18 protein-coding genes are annotated in these 21,835 nt (G+C 62.4%); 11 read left to right on the forward strand and 7 right to left on the reverse strand.

What is annotated here, in order from left to right; genetic code table 11:
- Positions 1-100: 100 nt before the first annotated feature.
- The 3 genes from P9875_RS00105 (at position 101) to P9875_RS00115 (ending at position 6,427) form a co-directional block, all read left to right on the forward strand.
- Positions 101-991: a LysR family transcriptional regulator gene (locus tag P9875_RS00105; RefSeq protein WP_278317284.1), complete on the forward strand. Its 891-nt coding sequence runs from the start codon at positions 101-103 to the stop codon at positions 989-991.
- Positions 992-1,198: 207 nt separating this feature from the next.
- On the forward strand, positions 1,199-2,914 hold the full coding sequence (locus tag P9875_RS00110; RefSeq protein ID WP_278317285.1) for a methyl-accepting chemotaxis protein: 1,716 nt from the start codon (positions 1,199-1,201) through the stop codon (positions 2,912-2,914).
- 174 nt (positions 2,915-3,088) lie between these two features.
- The gene (locus P9875_RS00115) at positions 3,089-6,427 is read left to right on the forward strand and encodes a DEAD/DEAH box helicase (RefSeq protein ID WP_278317286.1); all 3,339 of its coding nucleotides are present in this window, start codon (positions 3,089-3,091) and stop codon (positions 6,425-6,427) included.
- A gap of 115 nt (positions 6,428-6,542) precedes the next feature.
- On the opposite strand, the gene P9875_RS00120 is transcribed toward P9875_RS00115, so the two are convergent.
- Positions 6,543-7,961 (reverse strand): heavy metal sensor histidine kinase, encoded by a 1,419-nt coding sequence (locus P9875_RS00120; RefSeq protein ID WP_278317287.1) that lies wholly within the window; start codon positions 7,959-7,961, stop codon positions 6,543-6,545.
- Positions 7,958-8,668 (reverse strand): heavy metal response regulator transcription factor, encoded by a 711-nt coding sequence (locus tag P9875_RS00125; protein ID WP_225243933.1) that lies wholly within the window; start codon positions 8,666-8,668, stop codon positions 7,958-7,960. The genes P9875_RS00120 and P9875_RS00125 overlap by 4 nt, the downstream gene beginning before the upstream one ends.
- A 139-nt stretch (positions 8,669-8,807) precedes the next feature.
- On the opposite strand from P9875_RS00125, the gene P9875_RS00130 reads away from it, so the two are divergent.
- Both P9875_RS00130 and uraH read left to right on the forward strand, forming a co-directional pair.
- Entirely contained in the window at positions 8,808-9,302 is a 495-nt protein-coding gene (locus P9875_RS00130) for a GlcG/HbpS family heme-binding protein (protein ID WP_035822969.1), read from the forward strand.
- A gap of 11 nt (positions 9,303-9,313) precedes the next feature.
- On the forward strand, positions 9,314-9,724 hold the full coding sequence (gene uraH / locus P9875_RS00135; protein WP_035822971.1) for a hydroxyisourate hydrolase: 411 nt from the start codon (positions 9,314-9,316) through the stop codon (positions 9,722-9,724).
- A 2-nt stretch (positions 9,725-9,726) separates the two neighbouring features.
- Here uraH and P9875_RS00140 read toward each other — a convergent pair whose 3' ends face one another.
- Entirely contained in the window at positions 9,727-10,425 is a 699-nt protein-coding gene (locus P9875_RS00140; RefSeq protein ID WP_035822974.1) for a glutathione binding-like protein, read from the reverse strand.
- 177 nt (positions 10,426-10,602) lie between these two features.
- Here P9875_RS00140 and P9875_RS00145 point away from each other — a divergent pair, with 177 nt between their 5' ends.
- Positions 10,603-11,028 carry a hypothetical protein gene (locus tag P9875_RS00145; protein WP_176389429.1) on the forward strand — a complete coding sequence of 142 codons (426 nt, stop codon included), beginning with the start codon at positions 10,603-10,605 and terminating at the stop codon, positions 11,026-11,028.
- 4 nt (positions 11,029-11,032) lie between these two features.
- Here the strand turns inward: P9875_RS00145 and P9875_RS00150 are convergent, their stop codons facing one another.
- Entirely contained in the window at positions 11,033-12,679 is a 1,647-nt protein-coding gene (locus P9875_RS00150) for a methyl-accepting chemotaxis protein (protein ID WP_035822977.1), read from the reverse strand.
- 313 nt (positions 12,680-12,992) lie between these two features.
- Here P9875_RS00150 and P9875_RS00155 point away from each other — a divergent pair, with 313 nt between their 5' ends.
- Positions 12,993-13,358, forward strand: a complete 366-nt coding sequence (locus P9875_RS00155; protein WP_034781254.1) for a hypothetical protein — start codon at positions 12,993-12,995, stop codon at positions 13,356-13,358.
- Here the strand turns inward: P9875_RS00155 and P9875_RS00160 are convergent.
- Positions 13,352-13,774, reverse strand: coding sequence for a hypothetical protein (locus P9875_RS00160; RefSeq protein WP_278317288.1), 423 nt, complete (start codon positions 13,772-13,774; stop codon positions 13,352-13,354). The two genes, P9875_RS00155 and P9875_RS00160, sit on opposite strands and share 7 nt — an antisense overlap.
- A gap of 194 nt (positions 13,775-13,968) precedes the next feature.
- On the opposite strand from P9875_RS00160, the gene P9875_RS00165 reads away from it, so the two are divergent.
- On the forward strand, positions 13,969-14,787 hold the full coding sequence (locus P9875_RS00165) for an AraC family transcriptional regulator (protein WP_423221871.1): 819 nt from the start codon (positions 13,969-13,971) through the stop codon (positions 14,785-14,787).
- Between the two features lie 45 nt (positions 14,788-14,832).
- Here the strand turns inward: P9875_RS00165 and folE are convergent, their stop codons facing one another.
- Together folE and nudC are read right to left on the reverse strand one after the other, a co-directional pair.
- A complete protein-coding gene (gene folE, locus P9875_RS00170; protein WP_035822985.1) occupies positions 14,833-15,399 on the reverse strand; it encodes a GTP cyclohydrolase I FolE in 567 nt (188 codons plus the stop codon).
- Positions 15,400-15,473: 74 nt separating this feature from the next.
- The gene (nudC, locus tag P9875_RS00175; RefSeq protein WP_278317290.1) at positions 15,474-16,310 is read right to left on the reverse strand and encodes an NAD(+) diphosphatase; all 837 of its coding nucleotides are present in this window, start codon (positions 16,308-16,310) and stop codon (positions 15,474-15,476) included.
- A 291-nt stretch (positions 16,311-16,601) separates the two neighbouring features.
- Between nudC and P9875_RS00180 the strand changes: the two genes are divergently transcribed.
- From P9875_RS00180 to P9875_RS00190, 3 genes are all read left to right on the forward strand, one after another.
- On the forward strand, positions 16,602-18,944 hold the full coding sequence (locus P9875_RS00180; RefSeq protein ID WP_278317291.1) for a catecholate siderophore receptor Fiu: 2,343 nt from the start codon (positions 16,602-16,604) through the stop codon (positions 18,942-18,944).
- 385 nt (positions 18,945-19,329) lie between these two features.
- Positions 19,330-20,643 (forward strand): dicarboxylate/amino acid:cation symporter, encoded by a 1,314-nt coding sequence (locus P9875_RS00185; protein WP_035822991.1) that lies wholly within the window; start codon positions 19,330-19,332, stop codon positions 20,641-20,643.
- Between the two features lie 108 nt (positions 20,644-20,751).
- A complete protein-coding gene (locus P9875_RS00190; RefSeq protein ID WP_051959190.1) occupies positions 20,752-21,744 on the forward strand; it encodes a porin in 993 nt (330 codons plus the stop codon).
- Positions 21,745-21,835 lie beyond the last annotated feature (91 nt).

Below are 21,835 nucleotides of genomic sequence, written 5' to 3' on the forward strand. Positions count from 1 at the left end.
AATGATCAGGCTGCCAAGGTAAGCCAGGCGCGATCAAAGAAAAACAGGCTATAGTTTCTGTCTGTGCGGACATTGACATCCGCAATCAAAGAGGAACCACATGGATAACCTGGCGGGATTCACGGCCTTCGTGCAGGCGGCCGAAACGCGCAGTTTCGTGGCGGCAGGCCGCGTGCTCGGCATTTCCGCCTCGGCCGTGGGCAAGAGCATCGCGCGGCTGGAAGAGCGCCTCGGCGTGCGCCTGTTTCAGCGCAGCACGCGCAGCATCGCGCTCACCAGCGAGGGTACGGTGTTTCTCGAACGCTGCCGGCGCATCCTGGGCGAGATCGAAGCGGCCGAGCTGGAGTTATCCAATGGCAAGAGCGCACCGCAAGGCCGGCTGCGCGTCAGCCTGCCGCAGGTGGGCAGCTTGCTCAATCCCGTGCTGGCCGCGTTCGCGCGCGCCTATCCGCTGGTGGAGCTCGACCTCGATTTCAGCGACCGCCGGGTCGACGTGATCGAGGAAGGCTACGACGCCGTCGTGCGCGCGGGCGAAAGCGCCGACAGCCGTTTGATGAGCCGCCAGCTGGGCCAGTTCCAGCTGCAACTGGTGGCCGCGCCCGCCTATCTGGCGCAACATGGCACGCCGCGGCTTCCCGCCGACCTGGCGCAGCACACATGTTTGCTGTACAAATTTCCCAGCAGCGGCAAGGTCGAGGCCTGGCCCTTGCCCGAATGGCCTGCCCTGCACGCGGCCGGCTTGCCGGCCCTGCTCCACTGCAACAATGTCGACACCCTGCTGCACTTTGCCGAAAGCGGCCTGGGCATCGCCGCCCTGCCCGACTTCGCCGTGCGCGCCGCGCTCGCCGCAGGCCGCTTGCAGCCGGTGCTGGACGCGCACCGCCAGCACGATGGCGCCTTCCGCATCCTGTGGCCCAGCAGCCGCCACCTGACGCCGAAACTGCGCGCCTTCATCGATTTCCTCGCCACCCACGTGTTTCCGAAAAACTGAGTCCGCATCCAGCGCCGCGCTCGTTGTTTCCACACGACAACTTAGTTAAGTTGCTACCAGTTTTTCAGCTTTTCGCGGACTTGATACAAGTTTTTGTATTGCAGTGCAGAATTTTGAGGAACAATTACAGACTGGCCGTGGCTACGTATAAACCCGTAGCCGTGGCCTGTCGCCGTTTTCCCTCACTTCCGCAACACGAAAGCAATCATGTCACTCACACAATTCAAAATCGGCACCCGGCTCGGGATCGGGTTTGCTGTCGTCCTCGGCCTGCTGGTAGCCGTCTTGCTCGTCGGCCTGTATTCCATGGGGCAACTGAGCGCGCGCACGCACGACATCGTGGCCGACAAGAACGTCAAGATGGCGGCCGCCAACACCATGAGCGACAACGTGCGCAACATTACCCTGGCGATCACGAGCATTGTGGTGGCGCCGACGGAAGCGCTGGTGCAGGCGGAACTGGCGAAAATTGGCGAAGCGCGCAAGAAATACGGCGCCGCCAAGGAAACCTTGCAAAAGAAAATCTCGACGGACAAGGAAACGGCGCTGATGGCCGAACTCGATGCCGCCCTGAAATCGGGCGCGCCGCTGAACAACAAGGTCATCGAGCTGCGCAATGCGGGGCAGACGGAAGAGGCGATCGCCTTTTTGACGCAGCAAGCGGCACCGAGCCTGAAGATCGTGCTGGGCGCGCTTGACAGCCTGGTCGCGTATGAAGCGCAGCAGGCGGCGCAGGCGGCAACGGACGCCGAAACGCTGAGCGCCAGCGCGCGCGCCTCCATGATTGCCCTGGGCAGCGTGGCCGTGCTGCTGGGTGCTTTTGTTGCGTGGGTCATCACGCGCTCGATCACCCAGCCCATCAATGCAGCCGTCAGCGTGGCCGAAACCGTGGCTTCGGGCGACTTGTCGTCGCACATCGTCGTCAATTCCAGCGATGAAACGGGCCGCCTGCTGGGCGCCCTGAAAGCCATGAACACCAGCCTCTTGGGCGTGGTGGCGCAAGTGCGCCACGGCACGGATGCGATCTCCACGGCATCGAGCGAAATTGCCGCTGGCAACCTCGACCTGTCGTCCCGCACGGAAGAGCAAGCCAGTTCGCTGGAAGAAACGGCATCGGCCATGGAAGAGCTGACCTCGACCGTGAAGCAGAACGCGGACAACGCGCGCCAGGCCAACCAGCTGGCGAAAAGCGCGTCCGAAGTGGCCGTGCGCGGCGGCAGCATCGTCTCGCAAGTGGTCGACACCATGGGCACCATCAACGCCTCGTCGCGCAAGATCGTCGACATCATCGGCGTCATCGACGGCATCGCCTTCCAGACGAATATCCTGGCCTTGAACGCGGCCGTGGAAGCGGCGCGCGCCGGTGAGCAGGGACGCGGCTTTGCCGTCGTGGCCAGCGAGGTGCGCAATCTGGCCCAACGCTCGGCTGGCGCAGCGAAGGAAATCAAGGAATTGATCGCCGCCTCGGTCGCCAACGTGGACACGGGTTCGCGCCTCGTCAATGAAGCGGGCCAGACCATGGGTGACATCGTCGACAGCATCGTGCGCGTGACCGACATCATGGGCGAAATCACCTCCGCCACGCACGAGCAAACCATCGGCATCGAGCAGATCAACATGGCCATCGCCCAGATGGATGAAGTGACGCAGCAAAACGCGGCCCTGGTGGAGGAAGCGGCGGCCGCATCGCAAAGCATGCAGGAACAGGCGGGTGAACTGGCGCACGTGGTGGGTTTCTTTAAAACCGGCAACCATGTCGCCAGCGCAGCCAAGCTGACGCCAGTGCGCGCAGCACCGGCAGCAGCGGCAGCGCCCGCCATCGCACGCCCCGCGGCCAAGCCCGCACCCGCGCGCAAGGCCGTCGCGGCCGCGCCCGCACGCCGCAGCAATGCGAGCGCCGAGAGCGAATGGGAAGAGTTTTAAGGAATAGCAACACCCTCCCCGCAAGAAAGCCAGGCAAGAAGTTGCTGCCTGGCTTTTTTTCGTCCGCAATCGCCACTTTTTTTGCGGCAAAGCCCGCGCAATAGGCGAAAGTGCAAAACGTGCACCGCGCATACGCTTTACAATCCTCGCTCGCTTTACAAAATATTGGTCATCATGAATCAGGCAGAACAGCAGCGCCTCCTGGCTATCCTGGAGTATTGGCACAAGATCGAATTCTTTATCCCGTTTGACCTGAATCAAATCACGGACGTTGAAGACCAGTCCACCGTGCGTCTCCTGCACCGCGAACAGCTGGCGCAATTGCCGCTGCAGTTCGCCACGCAATGGCAAGTGCCATCCGACCGCGAGATCGACGGCTACTCATTGTTCCTTGGCGTGTTCGACAAGGCCGAAGTCAACAAGGCTTGTCCGTCGGCCAACGGCCCGGAAAACATGGCCGAAACAGAAAAAACAGAACTGCTGGGACGCTCGTGCTTTGCCCGCCTGAACCTCAATGCGCTGGGCGAGCCGCAGTTCGACCCCGTGTCCGTGTCAACCTTGCCGTGGGCCCTTGGCCGCGCCCGTACGCCGGACTGGTCGGGCCTGAGCCTGGACGCCTTCAGCGATAGCCAGCTGGCGCTGCAAGACAGCCTGCGCAACTTCGCGGCCAGCCGCACGCCACAGCAGGTGACGGACGAAGCCGGCAATGTCTCGTCGCCCCTGTCCGGCATGGAAATCGCGGCCCTGGCCGACCTGCTGCGCGACTGGGCCGGCTTCCACCCGGCCGCCGGCCAACCGCTGGCCGTGCTGCAAGTGCGCACGCGCAAGAAACGTACCGCCGTGACGGATGCCGATACGCTTGAGTCCAGCCAGAACCGTACGCTGGATTTTGGCGACGCGGTGGAACCAAGCGTCGACATTCTCAACAGTTTTTACCTCGATGACCTGGAACAGATCATCCGCGCCTTGCGTGGCGGCAAGCTGCCCGCGACGGTCGCCGCCTATCTGACGCCGCTGGCGCAGGATGAGCGCATCGACCTGTACAGCCCGGCCGGACGCCAGGCGCTGGCCGCCATGCTCAATCCGGCGAACATGAACCGGGGACACTGGCTGGAAGACGCCAGCTACGCCATGAGCCTGATGCAGCAGTTCGCCATCCATGGCGCGCGCACGGGCTTGAGCGAGCGCGGCATCTTTTCCGTCAACGGTCCGCCGGGCACGGGCAAGACGACCTTGCTGCGCGAATTGTTCGCCGACAACATCGTGCGCCGCGCCAGCGTGCTGTCCTGCCTGGACCGCGCAGGCGACGCCTTCATCGGCAAGGTGGCCGTGGCCTTCGAAGGCGTGCGCGACCCGATCACCATCGCCCGCTTGCGCCCGGAACTGACGGGCTTTGAAATGGTCGTCGCCTCGTCGAACAATGCGGCGGTGGAAAACATTTCCGGCGACCTGCCAAAACCGAAACAGCTGGGCAAGGAATGGGCGCGCACGCGCTATTTTGAAAGCGTGGCGCGCCGGATCGTGGCCGACGGCAATGGCGCCAACCGCGCCCTGGGCGAGCAGGAAGCGCCATGGGGCTTGATGTCCTGTGCGCTGGGCAATAGCGCCAACCGCCGCCGCTTCGTCAGCAATTTTTATGACGACGACTGGGACAAGACCACGGCGCGCAAGACGCCGAACGCGCAAAATATCCGCCAGTGGCTGGCCAGCTACCAGGGCGTCAGCTTCGCCCAGGCGGCGCGCGAATTCCGCGAGACGGAACACGTGGTGGAAAAGGCGCTGGCCGAGCACGCCCAGTACGCGGCCCTGTGGCAAGCCGTGGGTACCTGCACGGAAGCCGACTTCATCGAGGCCAGCCAGCAAGCGCTGATCGCCGCTGAGCAAGAGATGGATGCGGCGAATGGCGCCCTGACCGACGCGCTGGCGCAGCAGGACACCCTGCTCGCCAGCAAGAAGGAATTGCTCGAAGAGGAACGCCTGGTGGCGCTGACGCAGCCCGGTTTCTTTGCCCGCTTGTTCCGCACGGCACCGGCGCGCGCCTACAAGGAAGCGGTCGTCGCCAATGCCGAAGCGCAACGCCAGGCTGCGCGCGACGTGTCCGCCATCAAACTGCTGCTCAAGGGCGAGCTGGAGCCGCGCTGCGAGCGCGCCCGCAATACCCTGCACATCGCCCTGCGCACGGCGCAATCGCGCCAGCGCGAATGGGATGACAGCACGGAACTGCTGCGCCGCGCGCGCATGCGCTTTCCCACCATCATCGCGCCAGCGACCCTGGACGAGCTGGACGGCGACGCCCTGCAAATTGGCGGCCTGTGGCATGAACCAGCCCTGGCGCGCCTGCGCTCGCGCCTGTTCGCCAAGGCCCTGGCCCTGCATGAAGCGTGGCTGGCGGAAGTGGCAAAGAAAGGCGGCCCCGGCTTTGGCGGCAACTTGCTGGCCGTGTCGAAATTACTGAAAAACAAGCGCGCCTATGACCAGTCGCACATCGCCATGGTCTGGCACAGCCTGTTCATGGTGGTGCCCGTCGTGTCGACCACGTTTGCCTCGTTCGCGCGCCAGTTCCAGGGCATGGGTCCCGAATCGCTGGGCTGGCTGTTCATCGATGAGGCTGGCCAGGCACCGCCACAGGCCGCGCTGGGCAGCCTGTGGCGCGCCAAACGCGCCGTCGTCGTGGGCGATCCGCTGCAGATCGAACCCGTATTCACGGTGCCGGGCCGCCTCGTGCAAACCTTGTCCGCCCTGTCGCCGCACACGCAGGATGGCAGTTACGCGCCAACCTCCGTTTCCGTGCAGACACTGGCCGACAAGGCCAACCGCTATGGCGCGCAGGTCGGCGCCGGCAGCGCGCAGCCGCTGTGGATCGGCAGCCCCTTGCGCGTGCATCGCCGCTGCGTGGAACCGATGTTCTCGCTGGCCAACAGCATCGCCTACGAAGACAAGATGGTCTATGGGCTGGCTGAGCGCACGCCGCCGGCCGGCGCGCGGGGTCTCACGCGTGGCCCCAGCCGCTGGATCGACGCCGCCGGCCCCGTCAGCTACAAGCAGGTCGTGCCCGTGCAGCTTGATTTCGTGCTGGAAGTACTGCTGAAACTGTATCGCCGCGACGGCAAGCTGCCCGACATGTATGTGATTACGCCGTTCAAGGCCGTGCGCAACGAATTGCGTTCGCGCATCGTCGACATGGACTGGGACCGCCGCCTCGGCTACGGCAAGGCGCCGACGGCGCGCGAATTGCGCCAGTGGAGCAGCCAGATGGTGGGCACCGTGCATACCTTCCAGGGCAAGGAGCAAAGCGTGGTGATGCTGGTGCTCGGCGCCGACGACAGCACGGTGGGCGCCGCGCAATGGGCTGCCGCCACACCGAACCTGCTCAACGTGGCCCTGACGCGCGCGCAGCACTATGTGTACGTCGTCGGCAACCCCTTGCTGTGGGGACAGTTGCCGCACTTTGCGCCAGCGTGCGCGCAGTTGCCGCATACGGGGATGCATGAGTTTTTGGTGGAGATGGGTTGACGGCCCCATGACCATGCTTTACGGCGTAGGTCGGATTAGGTGGGGCCGCCGAGGTCCGCAGGACCGTAATCCGACAATATGGTTGGCGCGTGATGTCGGATTACGCGCTTGCGCGCTAATCCGACCTACGGTCCTCGAGCGGAAACACTAAAGTGAACGTCGTGGCGGCCGCATCCGACGCCACGCTCGCGCTGCCGCCATGCAACTGCATGATGGCCGTGACGATGGCCAGGCCCAGGCCGGTAGAGGCGGCCGAATCGCTACGGGCCGGGTCGGCGCGATAGAAACGCTCGAACAGGTGCGGCAAGTGGCGCGCGGGGATGGCGGGGCCGAGGTTACTCACGCTCAGTTCCACGCCCTCGTTCGTCGCGTGCGAACGCAGCAAAATCGTGCTGCCTGGCGCCGCGTGGCGAATGGCGTTCGACAGCAAATTGCCCAGCGCGCGGCGCAGCAGTTGCGGCTCGGCCGTCACATTGCCGCTGCCGTGGCAAGCCAGCGCCAGCTCGCGCTCCTCGGCCAGGCCTTCAAAGAAATCGGCCAGACGCAAAAACTCGTCCTGTACAGGCAAGACTTGCTTGACGAGCACCATTTCATCCTGCTGCGCGCGCGCCAGAAACAGCATGCTGTCGATCATGCGCGACAGCCGTTCCAGCTCCTCCACATTCGATGACACCAGCTGTTCATACTCGTGCGCGCTGCGCGGGCGGGCCAGCATCACCTGGCTTTGGCCCAGCAGATTGGTGACGGGCGTGCGGAATTCATGCGCCAGATCGGCGGAAAACTGCGACAGCCGTGCATAGCCTTCCTGCAGCCGCGCCAGCATGGCATTCAAGGCCTGGATCAGCGGCAGCAGTTCCGTGGGCGCACCGCGTGCATCGAGCTGCTGCTCCAGCTTGCCCGGCCGCACGAGGGCCGCATGGGCCGCGATATTGCGCAGCGGCCGCAATCCCCGCAGCAGCATCAAGCTCGCCAGCAGTGCCGCCACCAGCGCACTGACGGCCACCGAGACGACGATCTGCCAGCGGTAAGCGGCAAACATGGCCGTGCGGTCGCCGTAGACCCGGGAGATGGAGATGTCGGCCATCTGCGCCGGCTCGCCGATACGCGCGCTGGCAGCAACGACCCTGGCCGGATAACCGTCGCGGCTGGTCCAGCTGACGATGGCGCCGTCGGTGACGGGCACATCGACGGCGACAGGAACAGCATGCGCCACCGTCTCGCCGTTCGGATTGACATCGATCAAACGCGTGCCATCGGCGCGCACGATGCGCACCAGGGAGTTCTCTTGCCCGCTCATGGTGTCGCGAAAATACTGGGGCCGCTCGCGGATGATGTCGAGGGTGCCTGCATTACCGAGCAATTGCTGAATCTGCCGCAGTTTTCCCAGCAACAAAATGTCGTCGCGGCGCTCGATTTCCGCCACAAACGAGCGGTACAAATGCATGCCAAGCCCGGCCGACACGAGCGCCACGATCAGCACGAAGACGAGCGTGACGCGCAGGGTCAGCGAGCGGCGAAGTTGCGCCAGTTTCATGCGGGCGCGCCGCTGTCAGCCACCGTGGGCGCGCGCAATTCGCAGACATAGCCCATGCCCCGCAAGGTGTGGATCAGCTTGGGTTCGAACGGGTCGTCGAGCTTGCTGCGCAGGCGGCGGATGGCCGCGTCGATGACGTTGGTGTCGCTCTCGAAATTGATGTCCCACACTTGCGAAGCGATGATGGAGCGCGACAAGACTTCGCCCTGGCGGCGCGCCAGCAGATGCAGCAAGCCGAATTCCTTCGCCGTCAGGGTGATGCGCTGGCCTTGGCGGCTGACCTTGCGTTTCATCACGTCGATTTCCATGTCGCCGATGCGGATGACGTCGTCTTCGCGCGGCGGCCCGCGCCGCAGCAAAGTGCGGATGCGCGCCACCAGTTCCGCAAACGCGAACGGTTTCACCAGATAGTCATCGGCGCCCAGCTCCAGCCCCTTGACCCGGTCCTGCACTTCGTCGCGCGCCGTGAGGAAAATCACGGGCACGTCCGCGCCGCCTTCCTGCAGCCGCAGCGCGCGCAAGACTTGCCAGCCGTCCATGATGGGCAGCATGACGTCGAGCACGATGAGATCGGGGGACTCCGTACTTGCCATGTGCAAGCCGTCACGGCCATTGCGCGCCAGGCTCACCGTAAAGCCGGACTCGGCCAGGCCGCGCAGCAGATAGTCGCCCGTCTTCGGTTCGTCTTCGATTACCAGGATGCGCATGGCCACTTTCTAAAGAGAATATAAAACCATTTTACGCCGCGCACAGACGGCCGCGGATGATAAAAATGTCATGCGGCGATCATCTTCTCGTAGGGTAACACTGGCCATACTGGCGTCACTTTACTCAACGGACAGCCACATGAAAACCCTGTTACTCGGCAGTACCCTGCTGTGCCTGCTGGCCGGTCCAGCCCACGCCCAGCTGCGCAAGGTCGATGACCTTTCTCTGACGGCGGCCAACAAGCTGGCCAACGCGGCCATGGCCGCTTGCCAGGCACAAGGACGGCATATCGTCGTTACCGTGCTGGACCGTGGCGGCAATATTGTCGCTGTGCAGCGCGCCGATGGCGTCGGACCGCACAACACGGATGCCAGCCGGCGCAAGGCCTACACGGCCCTGTCGACGAAAAACGATACCCAGGCGCTGGCCGTGGCCGCGCGCGACAACCCCGACATGGCCAATTTGACGACACTGCCGGAACTGTTGCTGCTGGGCGGCGGCCTGCCCTTGCGAACCAAGGGCGAAGTAGTGGGCGCCATCGGCGTGGCCGGTGGCGGCGGCGCCCTGCAAGACCGTGCCTGCGCCCATGCCGCCCTGGCCGCCATTCCTGAACTCGATTCCCCCACCCTTTGAAAGACGCAACGATGACCTATTTGAAAAAAATCACTGCCGCCCTGGCCTTCGCCAGCCTGTCCGGCATGGCCCTGGCCGCCGCCAATCCCTTGAGCGTGCACATTCTCGACTTGCAGAGCGGACAGCCGACGGCGGGCGTGACGGTGACCCTGGAGCAAAAGCAGGGCGACGGCTGGCAACAACTGGGCAGCGCCGTGACGAATGCGCAGGGGCGCATTGCGGCCATGTATCCGGTGGATGCGCCCATGCAGGCGGGCGACTACCGTATCGTGTTCAAGACAGGCGAGCACTATGCGCGCCTGAAGCAGGAAACTTTTTTCCCGGAAATTCCCGTGCAATTCCACGTGGAAAAGACCGAGCAGCACTATCACATTCCTTTGCTGCTCAGCCCTTTCGGTTTTTCCACGTACCGGGGAAATTAAGCTTAGCCGAGCGTCTTCGCCGTCTGCCCGAACAGCACGCTTTTCGCGTCGCCGCTGACGGTCGGCTGCACATTGATTTCCGCCGCCCGCGCATATGCGCGCACGGTGGCGGGACGGGCGGCGATGGCCGCGAACCAGCGCGCCAGGTGCGGGAAATCTTCCAGTTTCTGGCGCTGGCGCTCGTGCGGCACGATCCACGGGTAGATCGCCATGTCCGCGATGGAATAGCTGTCGCCGGCCACGAATGCGCGGTCCGCCAGGCGCTTGTTCAGCACGCCATATAGCCGGTTCGTTTCGTTGACGTAGCGCGTGATCGCATAGTCGATCGGTTCGGGCGCGTATTGCACGAAATGGTGGTTTTGCCCTGCCATGGGGCCGAGGCCGCCCATTTGCCAGAACAGCCATTGCATGACTTCGGCACGTCCCCGCACATCGTCCGGCAGAAATTGTCCGCTTTTCTCGGCCAGGTATTGCAAAATCGCGCCCGACTCGAACAGGGACAGCGGCGCGCCGCCATCTTCCGGCGCCTGGTCGACGATGGCGGGGATGCGGTTGTTGGGCGCGATGGCAAGAAACTCGGGCTTGAATTGCTCGCCCTTGCCGATATGCACGGGAATGAGCTTGTAGGGGATGCCCGCTTCTTCCAGGAACATCGTCACTTTGTGCCCGTTGGGCGTGGTCCAGTAATACAGGTCGATCATCGTGGTCTTTCCAGGTAGATAAGTGGGGCAGGCGCACTTGGCATAACTATTGTCGCGCCGCAACTGATATGCATGGATATAATGCCACGTAAGCGGAAAACAAGACGGCGCAAGCACCCACTAGCGCCGTCACGCAGGCATCCCGACATTCCCGAGCACCAACCAAGAAAGCCGACCATGCGCAAACTCCTGATCGTCACGCTGTCCGTCCTGCTGTCAGGCTGTGTCCAGGACTTCGCCATCTACATGTTCGATGGGCAAGACCATTCCCTGACCGTGCGCCGTCAGCAACGTTATTTTTGGCAAGATACCGTGGAAGTGCAGCTGATGGCGACCAATTTGCCGCAATGCCAGCGCCTGCATACCCTGTCGACGGATGCACCGGCCGACATCACCGTCGAGCTGTTTGCGGCTGGCGATGGCTTGTGGAATATCCGCATGGGCAAGCAGCTGTGGCAGGCTGAAACGAATACCTGCAATGAACTGACGGAAATGGAAAACGACCCGAAAGCCGACCTGGGCCAGCCGGTCGGGCAATACGTGGTCGTCGATGACAAGCTGGAATTCGAACCGGCGCCGCCAGCGGCAGCGCCAGCCCAGTAAAACCTTAGCGCGCCGCCAGGCTGCGCAGCGGCTTTTTCGCCACGGCGCGCGGTGCGCCAGCCGAAGTGGCCGCCAGGCGCGGCGATGTTCCCGGCTCCTGCGCCGACAGTTTGAAGCGCGCCACCAGTTGCGCCAGCACGGCCGCCTGGTCCTGCATGCTCGACGCCGCCGCCGCCGCCTCTTCCACCAGTGCCGCATTTTGCTGCGTCACGCTATCCATTTCCGTGATTGCCTGGTTGACGTGGCCGATGCCCGTGCTTTGCTCGTGCGAGGCGGCCGTGATGTCGGCCATGATGTCGGTCACGCGCGAGACGGAAGCGACCACCTGATCCATGGTCGTGCCCGCCTGTGCGACCAAGGTGCTGCCAGCCGCGATGCTGTCGACGGAAGCGCCGATCAGCTCCTTGATTTCCTTCGCCGCACCCGCCGAGCGCTGCGCCAGATTGCGCACCTCGCTGGCCACGACGGCAAAGCCGCGGCCCTGTTCGCCTGCGCGCGCCGCTTCCACGGCCGCGTTCAAGGCCAGGATATTCGTCTGGAAGGCGATGCCATCGATGACGCCGATGATGTCGACGATCTTGCGCGACGAGGCGTTGATGGTGTCCATGGTGCCGATCACTTGCGCCACCACGGCGCCGCCCTGACGGGCTACGGCGGAAGCGGACTGCGCCAGTTCATTCGCCTGCACGGCATTGCCCGCATTTTGCGTCACGGTCGAGGTCAATTCCTCCATCGAGGCGGCCGTTTCTTCCAGCGAACTGGCTTGCATTTCCGTGCGCGCCGACAAGTCCATATTGCCGCTGGCAATCTCGCTCGATGCCGTGGCAATCGTCTCGGCGCTGTGGCGGATTTCGCTGATCGCATCGACCAGGTTGGTTTGCATGGTTTTCATCGCGTACAGCACGCTGTGGCGGTCATTCGCATGCGTGCGCACGACGCCGCTCAAATCGTTATTCGCGATCTTTTCCGCCACATCGGCCGCATACTCGGGATCGCCGCCCAGCGCATGGCGCAAGCTGCGGTTGATCACCACGACGACGCCCGCCAGCAGGCCGCACACCAGCACCAGCACGCCCAGCGAGGTCAGCAGCGACTGGCGGAAGGCCGCGTCGATATCGTCCATATACACACCGACGACGATGGTCCAGCTCCATGGCTTGTAGGCCACCACGCGGCTCATCTTCGGTTCAGGGGTCTTCTGGCCGGGACGGGGGAAATAATAGTGGACGAAGCCCTTGCCCGCATCGCTCTTGCCGACGGCCACGATATCGCGGTACAGATAGGTGCCGTTGGCATCTTTAAAGTCCGACATGTTCTTGCCATCCGTTTGCGGCGCGGCGGGATTCATCACGACGACGGCGTCGAGGTTGATGATGGACAAATAACCGGTCTCGCCGAAACGCATGCTCTTGATGACGGCCGTGGCCTGCTTCTGCGCTTCTTCCTTCGTCAGGGCGCCGCTGGCGGCCAGGTCGCCGAACATCTTGACGGCGCCCAGGCCCAGGTCGGCGGCATTGCTCAGGTCGGCGCTGCGCTCTTCGATGCGGATCTTGCGCACTTCCAGAGCGTTATAGACAAAAATAACGGTGATGCACAACAGGCTGCAAATCAGGGGAATCCATAACTTCTGCTGGAACGTCAATTTCTTCATGCTGTGTCTCCAACTCTCTATTGTGCGGCGAAGGGGTGTGGCCCGCTTCCTGCCCGGCTGGCCAGGAATGCGGCGGCGACGGTGCTCTGGCGGCACCGTTCAGACGACTCCAGCATACGCTCGAACGACCGATATTTACAATGCCGGGAAGCAATGATTTTTGCCCGGTGTTGTTAATGCGTTGCGACAATTGATGAGAATTGATGCTGCATTGCAGTAAAAAAGCCTGCAGATAGGGGCGGCAAGGCAGGCGGGGGGGACGTGCCTGTGTCAAAATGCACGCCATATACTTGATGAATCACGAAAGCACAGCATGACCAAGAATGAAGCCATGAAACGCATCAACGACCGCCTGGGCAAACCCACCCTGACGGACAAGAACACGCATTTTGCCAGCGTCGCCAGCTATGGCACGGACGAAGGCTGGTGGCTGAAGATCCCCTTCCTGACCTTCAAGCAGGAATTGCATTTCATTCTCAACAATGAGAAAACAAAAAGCTTCCAGCACCTGAAAATCGGCGCCAACCAGATCCTCAGCCCCGGCATGAAGTTCCGCAGCACGGGCGGCGCGGCCGACGCCTTCATGTCGGCCTCGGCACCGAAACGCCTGGTCGACTTGCTCGACGGCGGCAGCAAGTACAACTTTACAAAACACTTCGTCAACGATTATCGCTACTGATGCGCGGCCGTGCCGCCGTCGGCTGGCGGCAGCCACGCCTTGATCAGGTGTTGCGCGATGTCGAGCGCGTCGTCGCGGCTGGTGCCGAAATGCAGGGGATAACCCCAGAACTTGCCGAACATCACGGCAAAAGCCTTGCCAGCCAGGCGCTTGGCGGCGCTCGGTTCAACCAGCACCATGCCCTGGATATACGCGCGGATGGCCGCCTTGTTCCGCTTCATCCAGAGTGACGCCCGCTTGCGCTCTTCCTGCGGGTGTTCATGCCCGTCCTCGTCAAAACCTTCCTCGCTGAGAATGACAAACGCCTGGCGGCGCGCCAGCAGCGCGTCAAACTGGGCAAACAGAATATCGGGCTGGACAGGCGCTGCCTCGCGGCGCATCCAGACGAGGGGAAAAGTGGATAGATCAAGCTGCATGATGATGACTCCTTCAAGGGGTTGCCGTTCCTCCTTACCTTCATCAGAACACTGGCGGCGGCGGTTGCCGTTGAAGCGGGGCTGCGGATCAGCACACGATACCGATGGCGCGGCCGGACGTCATTGCATAAAATAGCCACAATATTATTCAATCCAGCCAAAGCGTCCCCATGCCCCATCTATTGCAGCCCAGCATGCTCACCACCGAGCTGGGCCTGGACGCCACCGCGTCACTCATGGATTTCGACATCGATGGCGTGTTGCGTCCGCTGCTGGCCGTGGGCCTGGCCAGCGTGCCCGAGGAGGCGGAGCAGGCGCCGCACCAGCACCGCAAGGGGCAGTTGCTGTATGCCACGCGCGGCGTGATGCATTGCAAGGTGGAAAGCGGTGTGTGGATCGTGCCGCCCCAGTGCGCCGTGTGGATACCGGGCGGCCTGATGCATTCGGCGCAGGGCGTGGGCGAAGCGGAGTGCTATTGCCTGTTTGTCGAGCCAGCCATGGCGCCGGCCTTGCCCGCCGTTTGCTGCACCGTGGCCGTTTCGCCGTTGCTGCGCGAACTGATCGCCAAGGCGGCCGGCTTTCCCACCCTGGCCGCGCTGCAGGGCGCGCAGGAACGCCTGGTGCTTACCCTGCTCGATGAATTGGCGGCCGCGCCCGTGGAAGACTTGCATTTGCCGATGCCGCGCGATGCGCGTTTGCGCCGCCTGGCCGCGCTGCTGCTGGCGCAGCCCGCCGATAAAAGCACCCTGGCCGAATGGGCCAGCCGCATCGGCATGAGCGAGCGCAGCATGACCCGCCAGTCACTGGAGGAAATGGGCATGAGCGTGGGCCGCTGGCGCCGGCAATTGCACGTCATCCTGGCCTTGCAACGGCTGGCGCAAGGGCGCAGCGTGAAAGCGGTGGCGCTGGAACTCGGTTATGAAAACACCAGTGGTTTTGTCACCATGTTCCGCAAGGCCGTGGGCAAGCCGCCGGCGCGCTATCTGGCGGAGCGGGAGTCCGGAAGAATATAAAAAAAGGCGGCATATGCCGCCTTCGTCCCGCATCGTCGCCGAAGATCAGACTTCGCGCGCCAGTGCCAGAAATTCCGTGCGCAGCGCCAGGTTCGGCTGCATCTCGCCCAGCATGGCCGAGGTGATGGTTTCTTCGCCCGGCGTGCGGATGCCGCGGCTTTCCATGCACAGGTGGCGGCAGCGTACGACCACGCCCACCGATTTCGGTTCCAGCACTTCCATCAGGGCATTGGCGATCTGCATCGTCATGCGTTCCTGCACTTGCAGACGCTTGGAGAAGCAATCGACGAGGCGCGTCAGTTTCGACAGGCCGACGATCTTGCCGTTGGGCACATAGCCGATGGTGGCCTTGCCGAAGAACGGCGCCAGATGGTGTTCGCAATGGCTGTAGACGGGGATGCCGCGCACGACGATCAGCTCGTTGTACTGTTCCGCGCCATCTTCGAAGGCTTTCAGCAAGTCCACCGGGTCCTGGCCATAGCCGGACGTCCAGTGCTTCCACGCCTTGGCCACGCGCGCCGGCGTTTCCAGCAAGCCAGGACGCTGCGGGTCTTCGCCAAAGCTGCTGATCAGCCGGCGCCAGTCGTTTTCGGAGAATTCTTCTTGAGACATGCTACACCACCCTAAAATTTTCAATTGCCGCCAGTATATAGAAAATGCGGCAAGCTGCCCGAGCAGCTCCTGCTTTACGGCACTGCCGGCGGCCGGTGCGCGCCCACCAGCAGCGCGGAAATCGACACGCTCGAACTCGCTTCCGGCCACACATCGCCAGGGCCGAACCAGCGCGCCTCGGCGATCTCGTTTTCATCGAGACGAATCTCGCCATCGAGGTAATCGGCCGTAAACGCGATCATCAGCGAATGGGGAAACGGCCAGGACTGGCTCATGAAGTACTGCAAGTTATGCACGCGCAAACCCACCTCTTCCATCACTTCGCGGTGCACGGCTTCCTCGATCGATTCGCCCGCTTCCAGGAAACCGGCGAGCGGGCTGAAACGCTGCGACGGCGAGTGCTTGTGCATGGCCAGCAGCACCTGGTCGCCCTTGCGGATGAGCACCATCATGGCGGGCGAAATGCGCGGATACGCGAGCATGCCGCAGGCGGCGCAGGTGAAGCAGCGTTCGCCGCGCGTGCGCTGCATGGGCGTGGCGCACACGCCGCAATGGCGGTGCGTGCGCGCCCACTCGGCCAGCTGCACGGCGCGGCTGGCCAGGCCCAGGAACGCGTCGTCGACGGCATTGAACAACGAACGCATGCCGTGCCAGGCCAGGCCGGCGCCCGGCGGCAACTCTTCGTCGGTCCAGACCGTCTGGCAATAGCGGCCCTGCCACAGGCCCACAGGCTGTGTGCGGCTCAGGTCGATATCGAGCGCGGCCGCCTCGGCGGCGGTGGGCAGGGTCAATTCGGGCGTGCGCAGCAATAAACGTCCGCGGTGAAAGACAAACGTCAGCGTCTGCTCGGCGGACGGGGCCGGTTCGGGCGCATCGATCAGGGGGACAAAGGCATCGGGAGTCTGCAGCATGCTTGGCGGAATTTGTAAAGGTTGCTCATCATACTCCCGCTGGCGGAGCCTTGCGCGCATAGCAGCGGCCGGGACGCAAAGCAAGCATTCATGCACCATGACAGTGTTTTTTTTGCGGCACACCCAATCCGTTGCGTAAACGATACTGATAACGATTCTCATTTACGAAATAACGCCCATTTATTACAATACGGCCTTCCGTCTCCATCGCCAGCCACTTGCCCGCGTGCCCAAGCACAGCGGCGCAGAGCCAGCCAGGAACCACTACCCTGACCTTATCGAGAGAGCAAGATGGCAATCAAGAGCCGCAAACACGCCCCAACCCGTTTCAACCAGCACATCGGCGCCGCCCTGGCCGTGATGCTGCTGCCCGTCGCCGCCCAGGCGGCCGACCCGGCCGGTCAAAGTGCCCCGGCATCGCAGCAAATGCTGAACGAAGTCAAGGTCGTGGGTTCCAAGGAAAACGACTTCAAGGCCGAAAAAGCCTCGTCGCCGAAATACACGGAAGAGCTGGTCAATACGCCGCAAACCATCGTCGTGATCAAGAAGGAATTGATCGAGCAGCAAGGCGCGCTGACCCTGACGGAAGCGCTGCGCAACACGCCAGGCGTCGGTACCTTCTTCCTCGGTGAAAACGGCAACACGAACACGGGCGACGCCGTCTACATGCGCGGTTTCGATTCGTCCGGCAGCATCTATGTCGATGGCGTGCGCGACGTGGGCTCCATCTCGCGCGACGTCTTCAACATCGAACAGATCGACGTATTGAAGGGCCCGGCGGGCACCGACAGCGGCCGCGGTTCGCCGACCGGCTCGATCAATCTGGTCAGCAAGACGGCCACCATGGAAAACAAATTCAATTCGCTGCTGACGGCGGGCAGCGGCAAGCAGAAACGCGCCACGGCCGACTGGAACCGCGTCCTCGACAGCGATACCGGCACGGCTTTGCGCCTGAACCTGATGACGCAGGACAGCGGCAACGCGGCGCGCGATGAAGTCAAGAACAAGCGCTGGGCCTTCGCGCCCACCGTCACCTTCGGCATCGGCAAGCCAACGCGCATCACGGCCAGCTACCTGCACGTGGATCAAAACAACGTGCCCGACGGCGGCGTGCCGACCATCGGCTTGCCAGGCTACTCGACGCCGGACGTCGCCACGAAGGATAAGCCGATCATCCGCAGCTACCTGAACAGCGCCGCCAGGGTCGATCCGAAGAATTTCTACGGTTCCACCTCGGACTACGACAAGATCAAGGCCGACATGGGCACCTTGCGCATCGACCATGATTTCTCGTCCAACATCCAGCTCCAGAACACCACGCGCTACGGCAAGACCCAGCAGGACTATCTGCTGACGGCCTTCATGGGCAGCGCCGGCAACCTGAATACGGAGACGAACGGGGTGATGCGAGACCCTTCGACCTGGACCCTGGCGCGCTCGCTGCGCACCGTGAAGGACCAGGAAAACACGATCCTGACCAACCAGACCGTGGTCAGCGCACAATTCGACACGGGCGTGCTGAAGCACTCCCTGGTGGCCGGCGCCGAGTTCACCAGCGAAAAACAGACCAACTACAGCTATGTGCCCGCCAGCCTGGGCACCTTGCCGGATGCCAATCTGTACAATCCGAATCCGCGCGACACCGTCACCGGCCACAATCCCGTGCGCAGCGGCGCCTTCACGGAAGGCGAAGTCAACACGCAAAGCCTGTATGTGTTCGACACCATCAAGTTCGGCGACAAGTGGATCTTCAACGGCGGCGTGCGCTTCGACCATTTCAACACCACGTATGACGCCGTCGCCCTGCAAACGGCCGTGGGCAAGGACCAGGTACAAAAACTGCCGGTCGGCACGCCGATTCCTACCCATTTGACCCTGAGCGACACCCTGGCCAACGGCAAGATCTCGGCCATGTACAAGCCGACGCCGGACAGCAGCGTGTACGCCTTGCTGGCCACGTCGAAAGCGCCGCCAGGCACCAATTTTGCCCTGAGCACCGCCGCCAACAGCGCGCAAAACCTGAACTATGACCCGCAGGAAACCATCACCAAGGAAATCGGCACCAAGTGGGACTTCCTGAAGCAAAAACTGTCGCTGTCGGCCGCCGTCTACCAGACCACCGTCAAGAATGAAGTGGAACAAGATCCGGTGATCTCGACCATTTATTACCAGACCGGCAAGAAGCGCGTGCAAGGCCTGGAACTGGGCGTGGTGGGCGAGATCATGCCGAACTGGCTGGTCAGCGCCGGCTATACGCGTATGAATACCAAGGTCGAGTCGAACAAGGTCTTCACGGCCAGCGGCGACAAGAACCTCACCTACACGCCAAAGCAGGCGTTCACCAGCTGGACTTCGTACACCCTGCCATTCGGCCTGAAGATCGGCGGCGGCGCGCGTTACGTGGGTGAAATGCTGCGCGGCACCGATGGCGCCGTCGGCACGCCGGCCCGCGTGGATGCCTACTGGGTCTTCGACGCCATGGCAACCTATACCGTCAACAAGAACCTCGACTTGCAGCTGAATGCCTACAACCTGGCCGACAAGACCTATGTGGCGGCCATCAACAAATCCGGCTACCGCTACACCCCAAGCCAGCCGCGTTCGTTCAGCCTGACGGCGAATATCAAGTTCTGAAATCAATAGCATAGAAACTGCGCCACATCGGGCCCCTCTTCGGAGGGGCTTTTTTATTGTCCTGATAATCTTGCCTTGTTGGGCCTACCGCCACCCCGCCGCGACTAGCGTATGAAAAGTCATACAGCGATGCGCTTGCGCGTCCAATATTTCGCGCAAGCGTGCAAAGTTGCAACATCCTAGCAACAAAAAATCGACCTTAAATCAACAACTTAAGAAGTTATGTAGCAAATTCCAATTTCAGGCATATCCTTTGCTATGTACAGGTTTTGCTGCAAATAATCGCTGGCACGCAAGGGCTTGTTTTTGAGAAATATTGACTCCAAGCTTGAGTTGCTCGCTATCAATAATCCGCTCACAGCGGCGTTTCACCGGAGGAGTCAAAATGAAAAAGAAACGGCCATTAACCCTGTACATCCTGATTGCCATGATCCTCGGCATTGCCGTGGGCTATGGATGCAACACCGCCTTCCCTGATGCCAAGCTCAGCGCTCAAATCGCTGGCAATATTTCCATCGTCACCGACGTCTTCCTGCGCCTGATCAAGATGATCATTGCGCTGCTGGTGTTCTCCACCCTGACGGTCGGCATCGCCCACATGGGCGACGGCAAGACGGCTGGCCGCATCGGCCTGAAAGCCATGTGCTGGTTCGTCGTCGCCTCGCTCGTTTCGCTGGCGCTGGGCATGGTGCTGTCGAATCTGATGCAACTGGGCACCAATCTGGGCTTGCCATTGCCGGACGTCCACGCGTCGACGAATCTGAAAACGGCCGCCTTCACCTTGAAAGATTTCTTCACACACCTGGTGCCGAAGTCGCCGATCGAGGCCATGGCCAACAATGAAATCCTGCAAGTGCTGGTGTTCTCGATCTTCTTCGGCGGCGCACTGGCCGGCCTGGGCGAATCGGGCAAGACCCTGACGGCCGTCGTCGACCAGCTGGCACAAGTCATGCTGCGCATCACCGGCACCATCATGAACCTGGCCCCGCTGGCCGTGTTCGCCGCGATGGCTTCCGTCATCACCACCCACGGCCTGGGCGTGCTGGTCACGTTTGCCAAGTTCATGGGCGGCTTCTACGTGGGCCTGCTGTGCCTGTGGGCCCTGCTGATCGGCGCCGGCTTCGTCGTCATCGGCCCGCGCATCTTCAAACTCGTCGGCCTGATCCGCGAACCATTCCTGCTGGCATTCTCGACGGCCAGCTCGGAAGCGGCGTATCCAAAACTGCTGACGGCGCTCGATCAGTTCGGCGTGGACCGCAAGATTTCCAGCTTCGTGTTGCCAATGGGCTACTCCTTCAACCTCGATGGTTCGATGATGTACTGCACCTTCGCCGTGCTGTTCATCGCGCAAGCCTACGGCATCGACCTGTCGATCGGCACGCAGATCACCATGCTGCTGCTGCTGATGCTGACCTCGAAAGGCATGGCCGGCGTGCCGCGCGCCTCGCTGGTGGTGATTGCCGCTACCCTGAACCAGTTCAATATTCCGGAAGCGGGCTTGCTTCTGCTGATGGGCGTCGACCAATTCCTCGACATGGGCCGTTCGGCCACCAACGCGGTCGGCAATGCCGTCGCCACGGCCGTCGTCGCCAAGTGGGAAGGTGGCCTGGCCACCGAGGAAGAAGCCGCGGCGGCCAACGCGGCCAGCCAGAACACGGAAAGCCATTGGGGCGAAGCGGATCACGCTAGCAAAGCCTGATAGCGCCATGGCCCGCCACAAGCGGGCCATTTATTTGTTGTCGATGTTGAGTAACAAGCAGTCAGGTAGTGCGATCAGTAGTCATTCCAACTTATTAGAGAGATTTTCATGAAAAAAGTCCTGTTTACCCTGCTGACCCTCGGCGCAGCCTCCACTGGCGCCATGGCCCAATCGAGCGTGACCATGTATGGCGTGGCTGACGCCGGCCTGGTGTTCGACAAGGATGCGGCTGGAGACCGCCTGAACCGCGTCGCCTCCGGCGTCGCCTCGGGCTCGCGCATCGGCTTCAAAGGCAAGGAAGACCTCGGTGCTGGCCTGGCCGCCATTTTCGTGCTGGAAAGCGGTTTCAATATCGATACCGGCACCTCGGGCCAGGGCGGCCGGCTGTTCGGCCGCCAGGCGTACGTGGGCCTGACCGGCAGCGCCGGCGCCGTCACGCTGGGCCGCCAATATACGCCGTACTACCTGGCCCTGCGCGACGTGGCCGATCCGTTTGTCATCGGCCTGGCCGGCACGGCGTCGAATATTATGGCGACGAATTACCGCATCGACAACATGGTGCAATACAGCACGCCGACCTGGAGCAAGCTGTCGGCCGACCTGGCGTATGGCTTTGGCGAAGTGGCCGGCGACAATGCGAAAAACCGCAGCATGGGCGGCGCCGTGCATTACATCGACGGTCCGCTGAACGTGACCCTGACGCACCACCGCCAGGAAAATGCGCTGGCGACCCAGCAAACGCGCAACACCCTGCTGGCCACGCGCTACGACTTTGGCGTGCTGCAAGGTAACTTCGGCTACGCCGACAACCGCGCCCTCGACGACAGCAAGAGCAATGACATCCTCGTCGGCTTCAGCGCCCCGTTCGGCGCCACCAAGCTGGTCGCGTCGTACATCCGCCACAACGACAAGAGCAATGCCAACCGTGACGCCCAGCAGTGGGCCATCGGCGCCTTCTATGCGCTGTCCAAGCGCAGCGACCTGTACACAGGTTACGGCCACATCAGCAACAAGAACGGCGCTACCTACAAGGTTGGCAATGCCACCGACGATGGCACCGGCAACAGCGGCTTTAACCTGGGCATGCGCCATACGTTCTAAGGACTTTGAACTGTCCGTGACATAAAAGCGTGAGCCGCCGGATGCATGTCCGGCGGCTTTTTCTTTTTACGCAATATTTAAATGCGATACT

Source organism: Janthinobacterium rivuli (assembly GCF_029690045.1).
In the GTDB taxonomy this organism is placed as follows: domain Bacteria; phylum Pseudomonadota; class Gammaproteobacteria; order Burkholderiales; family Burkholderiaceae_D; genus Janthinobacterium; species Janthinobacterium rivuli.

Excerpts from the sequence above, each read along its gene's own strand:
- P9875_RS00105 (WP_278317284.1), top strand. The coding sequence starts at position 101 with ATGGATAACCTGGCGGGATTCACGGCCTTCGTGCAGGCGGCCGAAACG.
- P9875_RS00110 (WP_278317285.1), top strand. The coding sequence starts at position 1,199 with ATGTCACTCACACAATTCAAAATCGGCACCCGGCTCGGGATCGGGTTT.
- P9875_RS00115 (WP_278317286.1), top strand. The coding sequence starts at position 3,089 with ATGAATCAGGCAGAACAGCAGCGCCTCCTGGCTATCCTGGAGTATTGG.
- P9875_RS00120 (WP_278317287.1), bottom strand. The coding sequence starts at position 7,961 with ATGAAACTGGCGCAACTTCGCCGCTCGCTGACCCTGCGCGTCACGCTC.
- P9875_RS00125 (WP_225243933.1), bottom strand. The coding sequence starts at position 8,668 with ATGCGCATCCTGGTAATCGAAGACGAACCGAAGACGGGCGACTATCTG.
- P9875_RS00130 (WP_035822969.1), top strand. The coding sequence starts at position 8,808 with ATGAAAACCCTGTTACTCGGCAGTACCCTGCTGTGCCTGCTGGCCGGT.
- uraH (WP_035822971.1), top strand. The coding sequence starts at position 9,314 with ATGACCTATTTGAAAAAAATCACTGCCGCCCTGGCCTTCGCCAGCCTG.
- P9875_RS00140 (WP_035822974.1), bottom strand. The coding sequence starts at position 10,425 with ATGATCGACCTGTATTACTGGACCACGCCCAACGGGCACAAAGTGACG.
- P9875_RS00145 (WP_176389429.1), top strand. The coding sequence starts at position 10,603 with ATGCGCAAACTCCTGATCGTCACGCTGTCCGTCCTGCTGTCAGGCTGT.
- P9875_RS00150 (WP_035822977.1), bottom strand. The coding sequence starts at position 12,679 with ATGAAGAAATTGACGTTCCAGCAGAAGTTATGGATTCCCCTGATTTGC.
- P9875_RS00155 (WP_034781254.1), top strand. The coding sequence starts at position 12,993 with ATGACCAAGAATGAAGCCATGAAACGCATCAACGACCGCCTGGGCAAA.
- P9875_RS00160 (WP_278317288.1), bottom strand. The coding sequence starts at position 13,774 with ATGCAGCTTGATCTATCCACTTTTCCCCTCGTCTGGATGCGCCGCGAG.
- P9875_RS00165 (WP_423221871.1), top strand. The coding sequence starts at position 13,969 with ATGCTCACCACCGAGCTGGGCCTGGACGCCACCGCGTCACTCATGGAT.
- folE (WP_035822985.1), bottom strand. The coding sequence starts at position 15,399 with ATGTCTCAAGAAGAATTCTCCGAAAACGACTGGCGCCGGCTGATCAGC.
- nudC (WP_278317290.1), bottom strand. The coding sequence starts at position 16,310 with ATGCTGCAGACTCCCGATGCCTTTGTCCCCCTGATCGATGCGCCCGAA.
- P9875_RS00180 (WP_278317291.1), top strand. The coding sequence starts at position 16,602 with ATGGCAATCAAGAGCCGCAAACACGCCCCAACCCGTTTCAACCAGCAC.
- P9875_RS00185 (WP_035822991.1), top strand. The coding sequence starts at position 19,330 with ATGAAAAAGAAACGGCCATTAACCCTGTACATCCTGATTGCCATGATC.
- P9875_RS00190 (WP_051959190.1), top strand. The coding sequence starts at position 20,752 with ATGAAAAAAGTCCTGTTTACCCTGCTGACCCTCGGCGCAGCCTCCACT.